The 14,648-nt window shown below is 59.7% G+C and carries 14 protein-coding genes; 11 read left to right on the plus strand and 3 right to left on the minus strand.

The features are described 5' to 3' along the window. Positions 1-98 precede the first annotated feature (98 nt). From pnuC to PspS04_RS14785, 8 genes are all read left to right on the plus strand, one after another. Positions 99-662 (plus strand): nicotinamide riboside transporter PnuC, encoded by a 564-nt coding sequence (pnuC, locus tag PspS04_RS14750; RefSeq protein ID WP_159996177.1) that lies wholly within the window; start codon positions 99-101, stop codon positions 660-662. Then, the gene (locus tag PspS04_RS14755; RefSeq protein WP_159996179.1) at positions 659-1,183 is read left to right on the plus strand and encodes an AAA family ATPase; all 525 of its coding nucleotides are present in this window, start codon (positions 659-661) and stop codon (positions 1,181-1,183) included. Before pnuC ends, PspS04_RS14755 begins: the two co-directional genes overlap by 4 nt. 356 nt (positions 1,184-1,539) lie before the next feature. Continuing rightward, on the plus strand, positions 1,540-1,986 hold the full coding sequence (locus PspS04_RS14760; RefSeq protein WP_095170440.1) for a hypothetical protein: 447 nt from the start codon (positions 1,540-1,542) through the stop codon (positions 1,984-1,986). A gap of 1 nt (position 1,987) precedes the next feature. Further along, on the plus strand, positions 1,988-2,566 hold the full coding sequence (locus tag PspS04_RS14765) for an adhesin (protein WP_095170441.1): 579 nt from the start codon (positions 1,988-1,990) through the stop codon (positions 2,564-2,566). Between the two features lie 64 nt (positions 2,567-2,630). After that, complete coding sequence (locus tag PspS04_RS14770; protein ID WP_159996181.1) at positions 2,631-3,608, plus strand: heme utilization protein; 978 nt, start codon at positions 2,631-2,633, stop codon at positions 3,606-3,608. Between the two features lie 64 nt (positions 3,609-3,672). After that, a complete protein-coding gene (locus PspS04_RS14775; protein ID WP_095170443.1) occupies positions 3,673-4,353 on the plus strand; it encodes a C39 family peptidase in 681 nt (226 codons plus the stop codon). Between the two features lie 47 nt (positions 4,354-4,400). Then, complete coding sequence (locus tag PspS04_RS14780) at positions 4,401-5,159, plus strand: hypothetical protein (protein ID WP_159996183.1); 759 nt, start codon at positions 4,401-4,403, stop codon at positions 5,157-5,159. Positions 5,160-5,205: 46 nt separating this feature from the next. Further along, positions 5,206-6,519 carry a transporter gene (locus PspS04_RS14785; RefSeq protein WP_095170445.1) on the plus strand — a complete coding sequence of 438 codons (1,314 nt, stop codon included), beginning with the start codon at positions 5,206-5,208 and terminating at the stop codon, positions 6,517-6,519. A gap of 66 nt (positions 6,520-6,585) precedes the next feature. Here PspS04_RS14785 and PspS04_RS14790 read toward each other — a convergent pair whose 3' ends face one another. Next, a complete protein-coding gene (locus PspS04_RS14790) occupies positions 6,586-7,911 on the minus strand; it encodes a sigma-54 dependent transcriptional regulator (protein ID WP_159996185.1) in 1,326 nt (441 codons plus the stop codon). A gap of 343 nt (positions 7,912-8,254) precedes the next feature. Between PspS04_RS14790 and PspS04_RS14795 the strand changes: the two genes are divergently transcribed. The 3 genes from PspS04_RS14795 (at position 8,255) to nhaB (ending at position 11,722) form a co-directional block, all read left to right on the plus strand. After that, a complete protein-coding gene (locus PspS04_RS14795) occupies positions 8,255-8,521 on the plus strand; it encodes a hypothetical protein (protein ID WP_095170447.1) in 267 nt (88 codons plus the stop codon). 305 nt (positions 8,522-8,826) lie between these two features. Further along, entirely contained in the window at positions 8,827-10,125 is a 1,299-nt protein-coding gene (locus tag PspS04_RS14800; protein ID WP_159996187.1) for a hypothetical protein, read from the plus strand. A gap of 94 nt (positions 10,126-10,219) precedes the next feature. Further along, positions 10,220-11,722, plus strand: a complete 1,503-nt coding sequence (nhaB, locus tag PspS04_RS14805; protein WP_159996189.1) for a sodium/proton antiporter NhaB — start codon at positions 10,220-10,222, stop codon at positions 11,720-11,722. Positions 11,723-11,970: 248 nt separating this feature from the next. Here the strand turns inward: nhaB and zwf are convergent, their stop codons facing one another. Beyond that, positions 11,971-13,491: a glucose-6-phosphate dehydrogenase gene (gene zwf / locus PspS04_RS14810; protein ID WP_159996191.1), complete on the minus strand. Its 1,521-nt coding sequence runs from the start codon at positions 13,489-13,491 to the stop codon at positions 11,971-11,973. Further along, a complete protein-coding gene (gene gnd, locus PspS04_RS14815; protein ID WP_335929850.1) occupies positions 13,488-14,522 on the minus strand; it encodes a phosphogluconate dehydrogenase (NAD(+)-dependent, decarboxylating) in 1,035 nt (344 codons plus the stop codon). Before gnd ends, zwf begins: the two co-directional genes overlap by 4 nt. Positions 14,523-14,648: the final 126 nt, after the last annotated feature.

The raw sequence follows: 14,648 nt of genomic DNA on the forward strand, positions 1-14,648 counted from the left end.
TACAAGGCCCGCTGGCGTTCACGCATGTGTTGGCATGCCCTCGATTTGCGGCGCTGCTGTACAATCGGCGCCCTCTTCGACTTCCCCAAGGAACCGCCATGTCCGGGCTTGAACTGTTTGCCGCCACGCTCGGCGTGATCGCCGTCTGGCTGACGGTCAAACAGAATCCCTGGTGCTGGCCGATCGGCCTGGTCATGGTGCTGCTCTACAGCTGGATTTTTTTCGAGGTCAAACTCTACTCGGACATGTTGCTGCAGGTGGTCTACGCCGGCTTGCAGCTGTATGGCTGGAGGCAGTGGACGCGCGGTGGCGAAACCCGCCACGGCCGGCAAGTGACGCGCCTGGGCAACGCAAGCATGCTGCGCGACCTGTCCTTGGGCGCAGTCGGAAGTCTGTTGCTGGGCGCCGCCATGGCCCATTGGACCGATGCCGCGCAGCCCTGGCTGGATGCCGCATTGACCGGCTTTAGCCTGGTTGCCCAGTGGTGGATGGCACAAAAGCGGGTGCAATGCTGGCCGTTGTGGATCGCCGTGGATGTGATCTTCGTCGGGCTGTTCCTCTATAAGGGCCTGTACCTGACGGCATCGCTCTATGCGGTGTTTACCCTGCTGGCGGTCCAGGGCCTGCGCGAATGGCGGGCCGACCCGGCGCTGCGCACATGAAGGTGGTAGTCCTCACCGGCCCGGAATCCAGTGGTAAGAGCTGGCTGTCGGCCGAACTGCACCAGCATTTCGGCGGGCTGCTGGTGGGTGAATACGTGCGCTACTTCATCGAGCAGAACCCGCGCGATACCTGCCTGGCCGATATCCCGCAGATTGCCCGGGGCCAACTGGCCTGGGAGGACAGCGCCCGGGTGCAACAGCCGGCGTTGTTGATTCTCGATACCCACTTGCTGAGCAACATACTCTGGAGCCAGACCCTGTTTGGCGACTGCCCGCCCTGGATCGAAGAACAACTGCTCGCCCGCCACTACGACCTGCACCTGCTGCTGTCCCCGGAAGCGGTGGAATGGACCGACGACGGCCAACGTTGCCAACCACAATTGGAGCAACGCCTGGCGTTCTTCGATGCCACCCGTGGCTGGTTGCAGCAGCACGGGCGGCAACTGCAGATTATCGAGGGTGACTGGGCCCAGCGGCGGTGTCTGGCGTTCACTGCGGTAGAGCAATTGCTCCAGGTTTAACCCCTCAAAGCGGCCTTCGAGCCGCACTTTTGCCCCGGTTCCGGGGCCCAAGTGTCCATTCCTGAAACACCTACATGCAGCGAAACCGCCGATACAAGCGGGTTCACCGCGTTGTCACGCGCACTGTTACACCACTGATACAGCCCCGCCAGAACCCTTGTTCCAGAGCTTTACCTCGACTGCTGCCACGTGCTGGCGGCGTGCCCTGTCTCATGCTTGATACAGTGCCAGCCGGTGATTACCCGGTTGAATCGCCAAGTCGTTGAATTCATGTGAAAAACAAAAAGCGGCACAGCTTCTGCTCTCTCCCTGACAACGCTGACAGGGCCAGCGCATAAAAGAGAAGGAGCGCCGACATGGAGAATAACGATAAAGGCTTTACCCGCTTGCTGATGTTCGGATGCGCATTGAGCTCCGTGCTCAGTATGCCGGTCCAGGCTGAGGGTAATGGCGTCATCGTGCTTCAACGTGACGTCCAGCCCCGCTCCATCGGCAGACAACCTTTCGACAAAGATCCCTACCCCACGACCGTCAACGCCAACCCGTCCGCACGGGTCGTGCAAGCCACCAACAACGAACTGAGTGACGGCGACTTTGCCGGCATCAACAGTGGCTATCGGGTGATCAATCAAAACGTTGTACCCAACCCCAAAAGCGGCGCCGGGATCAACGTACTGACCAATCCCAATGGTCTGCCCGGTATGTCGGCCGGACACGGCGGCGGCAGTGGCAACGCGATCTCCGGAACCATCACTCGCACCATCAATATCGGCCTGTCGCCTTTGACCAACATGGGGAAATGAGATGAAGCGCACCCTGATCTTCATTGCCCTGCTGGGCAGCACCTGCGCGATGGCCGACTCCGCTGTCAACGTCGTGAACAACTCGACCCTGAGCAACTCCGGGGCCAACTACAAAGGCAACATGATGATGAACCAGGCTGCCGGCGACCAGCAACAACAGGTCAACAGCCGCGCCATTGCGATCGGTACCGAGGCTTCGGCCAGCGGCAACCTGCGCCAGTCCATCACCACGCCTGCCGATCGCTCGATGAACGCAACCAGTGCCATCACGGGCAACGCGTTCAGTAATGGCAACGGCGCACTGGGTGTCAACCAGTCGGCCGGCGCCAACAACCAGATGATCAATGCCATGCGGATCAGCGTCAGCGCCGTACCGCAAAGCATCGACGACAGCGTCCTGTCCCAACAGAACGTGGCGCTGTTACCAGACTCAGGAGCAACTGGCACTTCGCAAGGCAGCCGCCAGGTCGTTACCAGCGACCAGGCCTTCACCGGCAGCCGAGGAGTGATACAGGTGAACCAGAGTGCAGGGGTGGGGAACCGAATGGCTAACACCCTGAGCATCCGGGTCGCTGACTGACCCAAACCGCAGTGCGATTAGAAAGTACCAACACTTAACCAACTAATAAGCACGGAGAAACACCATGAAACCTACAACAGCTCTGAAACCACTGGTTTTCGCTCTGGCAGCGGTCATGGCAATTGCGGCTCAGGCCGATGGCGGCAAACGTCATCATCCGACTAAACCACAAGGTCCAACCCTGGATCAGATCCTGTCCATCACCGCCGGTGCTGGCGCCGCGATCCTCGACGAACAGGACAGCAGCGACAACAGCGTGCTCAACCAAGGCACCCACAACAACGCCAAGGCTGATAACTCGCTCAATGGTTCCAACGGCAACATGGGCGCCAACGTTGCAGCCGGTGCTGGCAACCAGCAAGACAACGCTGCGGCGATCGCCACCGCCGATGAAAAATTCATCTTCGGCAGCGCCGTTGCGCTCTCCAGCGCCACTCAAACCAACACCGATAACTATGTGAAAAACCGCTCCACCCAAAACAACGCTACGCTTAACAACTCAGCCAACAACGGCTCCGGCAACATTGGTGTCAACGTGGCTGCTGGCGACTTCAACCAACAGAAAAACAACCTCGCCATTGCTGTTTCGGCAGGTCGCGTAGCCACGGCAGCCGCTGCGGCCAACCAGACTTCTACTGGTCTTGAAGTGGAAAACAAAGCGGATCGCGTAACCAAAGTGGTTGACCTCAAAGGCAGCTTCAAAGCCCACGGCAGCTACAAAGGCACCGGCTACGGCACCATTGACGGTGGCAAAAAAGGTCACGACGACGACGACAGATATGGCGGTGGCAACAACAAAGATCAGAAATTCACCTTCAAAGAACAAGGAAGTATCGAACTGGCTGGCTACTGGACTCAGCAAGTGCTGACCAAAGATGGCTGGAAAAACCCAGTGGTCAACAATGCTTCGATGACCGGCTCCATGAATGGCTTCTCGGGTAACGGCGGTGCCAACGTTGCAGCAGGCGTGGGCAACCAACAAAGCAACTCGCTGTCCATCGCTGCAGGCTGCAAAGCTTGCCCTGGCGGCAACAGCTTCTAACTGCGAAGACCAAGGAAGCCCCGGCAACGGGGCTTTTCTTCAGACCCTACAAGGCGTATCGACCATGCGTGTTGCTGCCCTCTCACTGATGCTTTGTCTGACTGGCCTGACTCAGGCTGCACAGATGCCAGTGGCCGCCCTTCCCGGCGGCGTCATGGTGTACAAAGAAGTGCAAAGCTTGCGCGAGCGCAAATTCGCTGACCTGGTCCAACAGAAAACCGATTTCAGTTGTGGCGCCGCCGCGCTGGCAACGGTGTTACGCCAGGCCTACTGGCTGGATGTCGATGAAGAGCACGTCATCAAAGGCATGTTGGTCAACGCTGACCAGGACCTGGTACGTACCCAGGGTTTTTCCATGCTGGACATGAAGCGCTACATAGAAAGTATCGGCATGCGTGCCCGGGGCTACCGGATCCCTCCGGAAAAACTGGAAGCGGTAACGATTCCCGTAGTGGTTCTGATGGATATTCGTGGTTACAAGCACTTCGTGGTGCTACAGCGGGCACAAAAAGACTGGGTGTACATCGGTGATCCGGTCCTGGGCCACAAACGTTATTCCCACGAAGACTTTGTCAAAGGTTGGAACGGTATTGTGTTTGCCATCATCGGCCCCGGTTACGACAAGGCCAACGCCTTGCTCGATCCACCGGCACCGCTGACTGCCAAGAACAAGCTGGACAATTTCAACCCTGTCAAAGATGCCGAGTTGATGGAGTTTGGATTTATTCAGAGCGATTTCTTCTAGGCGCTCAATAAATATAAAGGAGCAGTTGGACGCTCCAGGAGCCGAAGATGAAAACTTCACATTGGGTGGTCGCCGCATGCTTGGCTGCGAGCTTTCCGTCGCTCACCTACGCAGGTTTTACCCCGATAGAGATCAAAGACTCGGAACTGGCTCAGTTGCGCGGTCGTTACGTCATGCCCGGGCGGATCATCAGCTTTGGTGTGGTCATGAGCAGTACCTGGCGCAATGCCAGTGGCGACATCATCGGTGCCTCCACTTCCATGCAGATTCAGTCCTCAACGGTCAAACCGCAGTTTTACGTGTCTACCGTGAATGAGGCCGGCAACGGCGGCCCCACTACGCCACACCAAGGCAGCGGCAACGTGATAGGCGGCAACGCCTTGAGCACGACCCAGGGCATCACCCAGACCGTGCGTGCCGCGGGCGATGGTAACAGTGCCTACAACGATGTCGGTATCAACGTTAAAGAAGCTTCCAGCGCTCCGGCGCCGATCACTCCGCCCGCGGGCAGTCAGATATTGACCGCTGGCAACACCATCAATGCCAGCAACGGCGCCGGCTCGATCGCCGTGACAGCCACCAGTGGCGGCATTCAGATGGCCATCTCCGCCAACAATAATCAGGGTAATGCCCTGCAGCAAGTCGCCCAGGGTGGACTGCTGCAAAACACCCGCCTGCTGGGCAACAGCAACGTGGTGAATAACCTGACTCAACTCAACGTGGTACTCAATAACAATGGCCCAAGCGCCGGCGCGTTGGATTGCAACCTGAGCCAACTCACAGGACTACGCAACATGGGATATTGAACTACGCTGACTTTCGACCATTGGGCTCAAAGGGACGGCTTATTTCATGTATCGATCGGTGTCATTACGCGCGGTTGTATGTCTGAGTACTCTATTCCCCGCTGCACTGCTGCAAGCAGCGACTGACCCGGACGTAGAGTCCCTGAAACAAGAACTTCTGGAGTTGAAACAACGCTACGAAGTCCAGCAAAAAGCCCTGGCGGTGCTCGAGCAGCGAGTCCGCCAGGTTGAAGATCAACCGGCCGAACCGCCGCCAAAACGGCTGGCCAAATCGCCCGCCGACATGCGCGGCAATAATCAGGTCGCCGGTACAGGCGCCGGGGCAGCATCAGGTGGGGCCGCTGGGGGCGGAGGCGCCAAGGGCAGTTCCTACGGCCAGTCGCTGGCCGACGACACCCAACCGGCACAGAGTGTGTCGAACCTCTATGACGAAGCCAGTGGCTTCTTCGGTGGCGGCAAGTTCAGCGTCGAGACCGGCCTGACCTACGCCCGCTACGATTCCCGGCAACTGGTCCTCAACGGTTTCCTGGCCCTGGACTCGATCTTCCTCGGCAACATCAACCTGGACCGGATCAAGTCTGACACCTGGACCATGGACGTCACCGGACGCTACAACCTCAACAACCGCTGGCAGTTCGACCTCAACGTCCCCCTGGTCTACCGCGAGTCGACCTATCAGTCCGGCGGTGCATCTGGCGGTTCGGCAAGCGTCACCACGGAGGAGACGGTGACCCAGGACCCAACCATCGGCGACGTCAACTTCGGTGTCGCCTACAAGTTCATGGACGAGTCGGTCACCGCCCCGGATGCGGTACTGACCCTGCGCGTCAAGGCGCCGACCGGCAAGGAGCCGTTCGGCATCAAGTTGCGCCAGGTCAGCGACAATACCAACCTTTTCGTACCGGATGACCTGCCAACCGGTAACGGTGTCTGGTCGGTTACCCCAGGGATTTCCCTGGTCAAAACCTTCGACCCGGCCGTGCTGTTCGGCTCCCTGTCCTATACCCACAACCTGGAGGAGTCGTTTGACGACATCAGCGCTGACGTCAACCAGAAGACGCCGGGCAAAGTGCGCCTGGGCGACAGTTTCCAGATCGGCGCGGGCGTCGCGTTCGCCTTGAACGAGAAAATGAGTATGTCGTTCTCGGTCTCCGACCTGGTGCAAAAAAAGAGCAAGCTCAAGCCTGATGGCGGCGACTGGCAATCGGTGACGTCCAGCGATGCCAACGCCGGCTACTTCAACGTCGGCATGACCGTGGCGGCCAGTGACAACCTGACCATCGTCCCCAACCTGTCGATCGGCCTGACCGACGATGCGCCGGACTTCACCTTCAGCCTGAAATTCCCTTACTACTTCTGACCCGTGTCACACAGCAAAAGGCCCGCTGCGAGGTGATCGCAGCGGGCCTTTCACTTTCACCGCGCCCTAGCGGATCTGGTGCTTGTGCAGCAAGCGGTAGAACGTTGGCCGGGAAACCCCCAGCACCCGGGCGGCGACACTGAGGTTGTCGCTGTGCCGGTTCAGAACATCACACAAGGCCTGGCGTTCGGCCCGGGTCTTGTAGTCTTCCAGGGTGCCCATGGGCGTGGCGATCGCCTGATGGCTGATCAAGCCGAGGTCACGGGCCTCGATCTGCCGGCCTTCGGCCAACACCAGGCCGCGGCGCACCCGGTTCGCCAGTTCACGGACATTGCCCGGCCAATCGTGTTTGCCCATGGCCACCAGGGCATCCTCGCTGAAACTGCGGGGCCGGCGTCCGGTTTCCTGGCTATAGAAGTGGGAGAAATGGTTGGCCAGCATCGACAAGTCGCCATGTCGCTCGCGCAAAGGCGCGGTAATCACTTGCAGAACATTGAGCCGGTAATACAGGTCTTCGCGAAAGCGCTTGGCCTCGATGGCCGACTCGAGGTCAACGTGCGTGGCGGCCAGTACCCGCACATCCACCGCAATTGGCTGGCTGCCGCCTACCCGCTCGATATGTTTTTCCTGCAGGAAGCGCAACAGGTTGGCTTGCAATTCCAGCGGCAGGTCGCCGATTTCGTCGAGAAACAGCGTGCCGCCATGCGCGGCCTCGATGCGGCCGATCTTGCGCTGGTGGGCGCCGGTGAAGGCACCCTTCTCATGGCCAAACAATTCGGACTGGATCAGGTGTTCGGGGATCGCCCCGCAGTTGATCGCCACAAAGGGCTTGCTGTGGCGTTGCGACTGGCGGTGCAGGGTCCTGGCCACCAGTTCCTTGCCGGTGCCGCTTTCGCCACGGATCAACACCGGGGACTCGGTCGGCGCCAGCTTGCTGAGCAGTTTGCGCAGTTCGCGGATCGGTTTGCTGACGCCCAGCAGTTCGTGCGCCGGCTGGTCGACATGGATCGTACCCTGGCCGCGCAAGCGCGCCATGCCAAAGGCCCGGCCCAGGGTGACCTGGACCCTGGAGACGTCGAACGGCAAGGTATGAAAGTCGAAGAACCATTCGCAGACAAAGTCGCCGACGTTCTGCAGGCGCAACACTTCCTGATTCAATACGGCAATCCATTCGGTGCCGCTGCGGCTGATGAGGTCCTTGACCGCTTCGGGCCGCTCCAGGTGAAAAGGTTGCAGGCGCAGCAGGCCGACGTCGCAACTGCGGTCGCCGGCATTTTCCAGGCTGCAGCTGTCGACATCCCAGCCGATGGCGCGCAGACCGGGCAACAATTGGTGGCAATCGTCACAGGGATCCACCACCAACAGACGGCGTAGTGCAGGGACTTCGAGCATGACTGTTCCTTGGCGCCAAATAATGGAAAAGTTATTAGAAACAGTCGTTTGGCAGACCTGGGTGTAACATTAGCAAGAACTTGACAGGGTCTTGTATCGTTTAACTATAAGGTTAATGGCGTTTTAGTTATAAGAAGCAAGTTACTTAGCAAGCTATCGACTCCCAAGCTTTCATTCAGCTTTCAAAGTGTCCGCTAATCCCAAGTCTATGAAAGAAAGTTTAAATTTCTTTAGAAGATGTGTGACCTACCCGGTGGTTGCGCGCATCAGTACAAGTAACCAGCCGAACGGTAAGCCCAACCGACGGCGGATCACTTGATTGGGCACTACGAGAGAAGACCCCATGAACGCCCCGCTCCGTCTCAACGAAGCTCTTTTGATTGCCGACCACGCATTTACTCCTTTCCAATGCGTGGCCTGGGCCCCACAAGATGGCACTGGCGAACTGACGCTGACCGTGATCGACCGTACCAGCACCCCGATTGAACGCAAGCAAGTGCCGTCCAGCATCTACACCGACCCGGTACAGCTCGAGAGCCTGCTCAAGCAGGCGCGTGCCGAACTGAGCGAAGAAGGTTACCAGTTGCAATCCTGGACTATGCCGCAATAAAACAGCGCGCGGGTCACTGATCCAGGTGGCCCGCCTGTTTATCGAGATAACTTCCTGGCATCCTCTGCCGCAATCTCGGTGAGCCTTGGTTAGTTAGCCAGGAAAACTCCGGTTAATTGACGACAAGCGGTCGCTTTTCATGGCTAATCCGAACTTCAGCTCGCAAAGACACTGTTCTGGCACACAACGCCGCACCGCCTGTAATTTCTGACAGTTGTGCATTATTTGAATCAGCGCTTGAATGTTTTCTTCATTAAGTCCTCCTCCTCGATACCGGATCAGGTCGACTCGCAAGGAGAAGCGGCATGTCCATCCACGCCATTCACAGCGCCCTGGCTTACTGTGCCCCCACAGATACGGCAGGACAACTTGACAGCAGTTTTGCCTGCGCCGGCAAAGCCTGGGTCGATTTCCCCGGCAGCCAGTGGAGCCTGGCCAATGACGTTACGGTCGACCGCCAGGGCCGATTGCTGGTCGCGGCCAAAGTCGGCCTGGATCACGGCTGCCATTTCGGCCTGGCCCGCCTGCACACGGACGGTTCGCCGGACCTGAGCTTTGGCACTCAGGGCTGCGTGCTCGGACAATTCGCGCCAGGCCTGGAGTCCTCTGGCGGCAAGGTGCTGGCCTTGGCCGACGGGCGCATCCTGGTATCGGGTCTGATATATGAAAGCCCATACCGCACCCTCCCTGCCCTCGCCTTGTTCGACTCTCAGGGTCGCCCGGACTTCTCGTTCGGTGATGGCGGCGTACAGGTGGTCCGCCTGCCGGGCAACCTATCCCAGGGCCTGCGTGACGCCTGGCTGCCTCCCGGCGTACCCGGCGCCGAAGCCTGCGACGCTCAGGTTCAGGCCGATGGGCGGATCCTGCTATTGGCCAATCACCATTTCGAATTTGCCGATCATGTCGGCATCCTGATTCGCCTGGAGCCGGACGGCAGCCTCGACACGTCGTTCAATGGCCGGGGGTTTGTCATGGTCCGCCATTTACTCCTCAACACCTGGCTGTCCAGCATCCTGGTGCAGCGCGATGGCGCAATTGTGGTCGGCGGCTCGATCGACCTGCCCCAGGAAGGTTTGCTGGCACGCTTCGACAAGGATGGCCGTCTGGATAGCAGTTTTGCCGAACACGGCTTCCTGAGTTTCCGCGCCCAGGAGCGCAGTGCCCAGGTCAGTCGGGTGGTGCAACACGTGGATGGGCACCTGCAGTGTTTTGGCAGCAGTCGCGACCCAATGCATTGCCTGTCCCTGAACGTACGTTGCGATGGTCGTCCAGACATGACTAACAACGCAGGCCATGCCCACCTCACACAGATCGCCAAGGTTCCCAGCCAATGGACGGCTGCAACTACCTGCCCGGATGGTCGGGTGCTCAGCGTGGGTGCCACTATCGGCGGGGTCGAGGCAGACTTCCTGATCGCCCGGCACCTGGCCGACGGCCGCCCGGACCTGGATTTCGGCGAGGGTAACGGCTGGGTTCGCACCCGCCTGGGGCATAGCCTGGACACCGCGACCTCACTGGTGGTGCAGGCGGACGAAGGCATCGTGGTCGGCGGCTACTCGCTGGACGGTCACTATCGGGCCGTGCTGGTTCGCTATCGGGCTTAACCCCGGTCGTTCATGAACAACAATAAAACTCAAGAACTTGATCTTGTCCGAGTGTTACGGCAAGTTGCGCGCTTCTTAATCAAAGGAGCAGCCGATGTCCGGTTCAATGGCCCAGGCGTTTGCGCATAATTTCCTCGGGCATTCGCCGCGCTGGTACAAGGCGAGCATTCTCGCTTTCCTGATACTCAACCCCTTGCTGCTGTGGACCGCGGGCCCGGTGGTGGCTGGCTGGTTGCTGGTGGCCGAGTTCATCTTCTGCCTGGCCATGGCCCTCAAGTGCTACCCCTTGATGCCGGGTGGCTTGCTGATGGTCGAGGCGCTGCTGCTGGGCATGACCACGCCCCAGGCGCTGTATGACGAGTTGCTACACAACTTCCCGGTGATCCTGCTGCTGATGTTCATGGTGGCCGGGATTTATTTCATGAAGGACCTGCTGCTGTTCCTGTTTTCCCGGTTGTTGCTGGGGGTTCGCTCCAAGGCCGTACTGGCGTTGCTGTTCTGCTTTCTCTCAGCCTTTCTTTCGGCGTTTCTCGACGCCTTGACTGTGACGGCAGTAATTATCAGCGCGGCGGTGGGGTTTTACTCGGTCTATCACCGCGTCGCCTCGGGCAACGATCCGCGCCAGGACAGCGCGTTCAATGACGACCACGACTTGCCGGTGTTGCACCACGAAGACCTCGAACAGTTCCGCGCCTTCCTGCGCAGCCTGTTGATGCACGGCGCGGTGGGGACCGCCCTGGGTGGCGTGTGCACCCTGGTGGGTGAGCCGCAGAACCTGCTGATCGGCCATGAGATGGGCTGGCATTTTGCAGAATTCTTCCTCAAGGTCGCGCCGGTCTCGCTGCCGGTACTGGCCGCCGGCCTGGTGACCTGTGTGCTGCTGGAGAAACTGCGCTGGTTCGGGTATGGCACGCTGCTCCCAGACTCCGTACGTACGGTGCTGGCCGACTACGCGGCGCAGGATAACGCCGAACGCACCAACCGCCAGCGCGCAGCCTTGTTGGTGCAAGGCGCAGCGGCGGTGATCCTGATCATCTGCCTGGCGCTGCACGTGGCTGAAGTGGGCCTGATCGGGCTGATGGTGATTGTGTTGATCACTTCGCTGACCGGGATTACCGATGAGCATCGCCTCGGGAACGCCTTCAAGGACGCCATGCCCTTTACCGCGCTGCTGGTAGCTTTTTTTGCCGTGGTGGCAGTCATTCACGATCAACAACTGTTCACCCCGTTGATCCAGTGGGTGCTGGTCCTGCCAGTCGAGCAGCAACCGGGCATGCTGTTCATTGCCAATGGCCTGTTATCGGCGATCAGTGACAATGTGTTCGTAGCGACTATCTACATCACCGAGGTCAAGCAGGCGTTCCTCTCCGGCCACATGAGCCGGGAGCACTTCGAGACCCTGGCGATTGCCATCAACACCGGTACTAACCTGCCCAGCGTTGCCACTCCCAACGGTCAGGCGGCATTCCTGTTCCTGCTGACCTCGGCGATCGCGCCGCTGATTCGCCTGTCGTACGGGCGCATGGTGTGGATGGCGTTGCCCTATACCGTGGTGATGGGCGTATTGGGTTGGTATGCGGTGAGCTACTGGTTGTAGTGGTGTGCGAGCGAGCGCGCGCTCCAGGCTGAACGCGTAACCTTGTGGGAGCGAGCTTGCTCGCGATGGTCTGGGGCGCGCCGCGTTTATTCTGGATTTACGCGTCGTTCTTGAGTTCTTCGCGAGCAAGCTCGCTCCTACAAGGGGTAGCGTTCACATTGTGGCGCCCGCTTGCGGCGCCCGCTTGCTCGCGATGGTCTGGGGCGCGCCGCGGCCGCCAACGATAACGCGTCGGCCTGGCGTCGGGGTCAGCCCAGGCTGTGCCACTTGCGGCCGTCGCGGGCCAGCAGTTCGTCGGCGGCGCTGGGGCCGTCGGTGCCGGCGGCATAGGCCTGGACGCTGGCGTCTTCCTGCCAGGCATCGAGGAAGGGTTGCACCGCACGCCAGCCGTTTTCGATGTTGTCGGCGCGCTGGAACAGGGTCTGATCGCCGGTCAGGCAATCGTAGATCAAGGTTTCGTAGCCCGTGGAGGGCTGCATTTCGAAGAAATCCTTGTAGGCAAACCCGAGTTCGATGTTGGCCATGTCCAGCGCCGGGCCCGGACGTTTGGCCAGCAGGTCGAACCACATACCTTCATTGGGCTGGATCTGAATTCTGAGGTAAGTCGGTTGTAGCTCATCGACTTCCGTATCGCGAAACTGCGCGTAGGGCGCAGGCTTGAAGCAGATGGCAATTTCCGTGTCGCGCACGCTCATGCGCTTGCCGGTGCGCAGGTAGAACGGCACGCCGACCCAGCGCCAGTTGTCGATCATCACTTTGAGCGCCACGAAGGTTTCCGTGGTGCTGTCAGGCGCCACTTTGGGCTCCTCGCGATAACCGGCCACCGGCTGGCCGCCGCTGTCTCCCGCGCTGTACTGGCCACGTACCGAGTTGGCACGCGCCTCAGCCGTTGACCAGGGGCGGATCGCCCCCACCACCTTGGCCTTTTCACCGCGGACCGCATCGGCGCCAAACGCCGCCGGCGGTTCCATGGCAACCATGGCCAACAGCTGGAACAGGTGGTTGGGCACCATGTCGCGCAGGGCGCCAGTGTGCTCGTAAAAACTGCCACGGGTCTCGACGCCGACGGTTTCCGCGGCGGTGATCTGGACGTGGTCGATGTAATGGTTGTTCCAGAACGCTTCGAACAGGCTGTTGGAAAACCGGCTGACCAGAATGTTCTGCACGGTTTCCTTGCCCAGGTAGTGGTCGATCCGGTAGATCTGCTTTTCCGTCATCACCTTGAGCAGACACGCGTTCAAGGCTTCGGCGGTATGCAGGTCGGAACCAAAGGGCTTTTCAATCACCACCCGGCGAAAAGCCTCGGGGCCGTCCTCCAGCAGCCCGGCCGAGCCGAGCTGGCGCACCACTTCGCTGAAGAAACGCGGTGCGGTGGCCAGGTAGAACACCGCATTGCCTGTGCCGCTATCGGCGATTTTCGCCGCCAGCGCCTGGTAGGTGCTAGCGTCGAGAAAGTCACCCTGGACGTAGCTGATGCCCTTGGCCAGCTTGGCCCAGAGCGCCGGGTCCAGGGAGTCATGGCCGTTACCGACCTTGTTCGCCGCCTCGTTGCGGATGAAGTCTTCGAGTTTTTTCGCGAAGTCGAGATCGCTGATGGCGTTGTGATCCACCCCGATGATCCGCAAGTTGTCCCCCAACAAACCATCGCGACTGAGGTTGTACAGCGCCGGCATCAGCAAGCGCTTGACCAGGTCGCCATGGGCACCGAACAGAAACAGTGTGGTAGCCGGTGCTGGTTGTGCCTTGGACTTCTTGCGGATCGAGGTCATTTTTTCGGAGTCTCGACGTGGCCACCAAAACCGAAGCGCTGGGCCGAAAGGATCTTGTCACCGTAGACACCTTGCTGGCGCGAGCGATAACGGGAGAACAGCGAGCTGGACAACACCGGCACCGGTACTGCCTGTTCCATGGCCGCCTCGATGGTCCAGCGCCCTTCACCGCTGTCAGCCACGGAGCCGGAGTAACCCTCAAGCTTCGGATCGCTGGCCAGCGCATCGGCGGTCAGGTCCAGCAACCAGGACGAAACCACGCTGCCACGACGCCAGACCTCTGCGATATCGGCGACGTTCAGGTTAAAACGCTGGTCTTCCGGCAGCATTTCCGAGGATTTGGTCTTGAGGATGTCGAAGCCTTCGGCAAACGCCTGCATCATCCCGTATTCGATACCGTTGTGAATCATCTTCACGAAGTGCCCGGAACCGGCAGGGCCGGCGTGGATATAGCCGCGCTCGGCACGGTCATCTTCCGACACCCGGTCCTTGGTCCGCGGGATATCGCCCATGCCCGGGGCCAGCGCCTCGAACAACGGGTCCAAACGCTTCACTTCGTCGCAGTCGCCGCCGATCATCATGCAATAACCACGCTCGAGGCCCCACACGCCGCCGGAAGTGCCGACGTCGATGTACTTCAGGCCTTTTTGCGCCAAGGTCTTGGCACGACGGATATCGTCTTTATAGAAGGTGTTGCCGCCGTCGATGATCACGTCACCGGCTTCCAGCAGCTCGCTCAGGGTTTCGATGGTGTCTTCGGTCGGTGCGCCAGCGGGCAACATGACCCATACCGCGCGCGGCTTGGCCAGGCCAGCCACCAGTGCTGGCAGGTCGGCAACGCCGGTCGCGCCTTCTTGAGCCAGGGTATCAACGAACGCGGTGTTGCGGTCGTAGACCACAGTGCTATGCCCGTTGAGCATCAGGCGCCGTGCAATGTTGCCGCCCATGCGGCCCAGTCCAATGATCCCTAATTGCATGTGCTGATGCTCCTTACTGCGAAAAAATAGTGTGCCAAAAGTCGATAGCGCCACGAACCAAGTCAAGCTTAGTCCAGAGCGTTGCTACATAGTTTCCGGGCATTTTGCCTGAACTATAGGGATAACGTCCCAAACAATGGCGAAGACACAGGGACAACGTAAAATAAAAAAGTTCCCTTC

This window comes from Pseudomonas sp. S04 (genome assembly GCF_009834545.1).
GTDB lineage: Bacteria > Pseudomonadota > Gammaproteobacteria > Pseudomonadales > Pseudomonadaceae > Aquipseudomonas.

Excerpts from the sequence above, each read along its gene's own strand:
- PspS04_RS14760 (WP_095170440.1), top strand. The coding sequence starts at position 1,540 with ATGGAGAATAACGATAAAGGCTTTACCCGCTTGCTGATGTTCGGATGC.
- PspS04_RS14770 (WP_159996181.1), top strand. The coding sequence starts at position 2,631 with ATGAAACCTACAACAGCTCTGAAACCACTGGTTTTCGCTCTGGCAGCG.
- PspS04_RS14800 (WP_159996187.1), top strand. The coding sequence starts at position 8,827 with ATGTCCATCCACGCCATTCACAGCGCCCTGGCTTACTGTGCCCCCACA.
- PspS04_RS14755 (WP_159996179.1), top strand. The coding sequence starts at position 659 with ATGAAGGTGGTAGTCCTCACCGGCCCGGAATCCAGTGGTAAGAGCTGG.
- PspS04_RS14775 (WP_095170443.1), top strand. The coding sequence starts at position 3,673 with ATGCGTGTTGCTGCCCTCTCACTGATGCTTTGTCTGACTGGCCTGACT.
- PspS04_RS14765 (WP_095170441.1), top strand. The coding sequence starts at position 1,988 with ATGAAGCGCACCCTGATCTTCATTGCCCTGCTGGGCAGCACCTGCGCG.
- pnuC (WP_159996177.1), top strand. The coding sequence starts at position 99 with ATGTCCGGGCTTGAACTGTTTGCCGCCACGCTCGGCGTGATCGCCGTC.
- zwf (WP_159996191.1), bottom strand. The coding sequence starts at position 13,491 with ATGACCTCGATCCGCAAGAAGTCCAAGGCACAACCAGCACCGGCTACC.
- PspS04_RS14785 (WP_095170445.1), top strand. The coding sequence starts at position 5,206 with ATGTATCGATCGGTGTCATTACGCGCGGTTGTATGTCTGAGTACTCTA.
- nhaB (WP_159996189.1), top strand. The coding sequence starts at position 10,220 with ATGTCCGGTTCAATGGCCCAGGCGTTTGCGCATAATTTCCTCGGGCAT.
- PspS04_RS14790 (WP_159996185.1), bottom strand. The coding sequence starts at position 7,911 with ATGCTCGAAGTCCCTGCACTACGCCGTCTGTTGGTGGTGGATCCCTGT.
- PspS04_RS14795 (WP_095170447.1), top strand. The coding sequence starts at position 8,255 with ATGAACGCCCCGCTCCGTCTCAACGAAGCTCTTTTGATTGCCGACCAC.
- PspS04_RS14780 (WP_159996183.1), top strand. The coding sequence starts at position 4,401 with ATGAAAACTTCACATTGGGTGGTCGCCGCATGCTTGGCTGCGAGCTTT.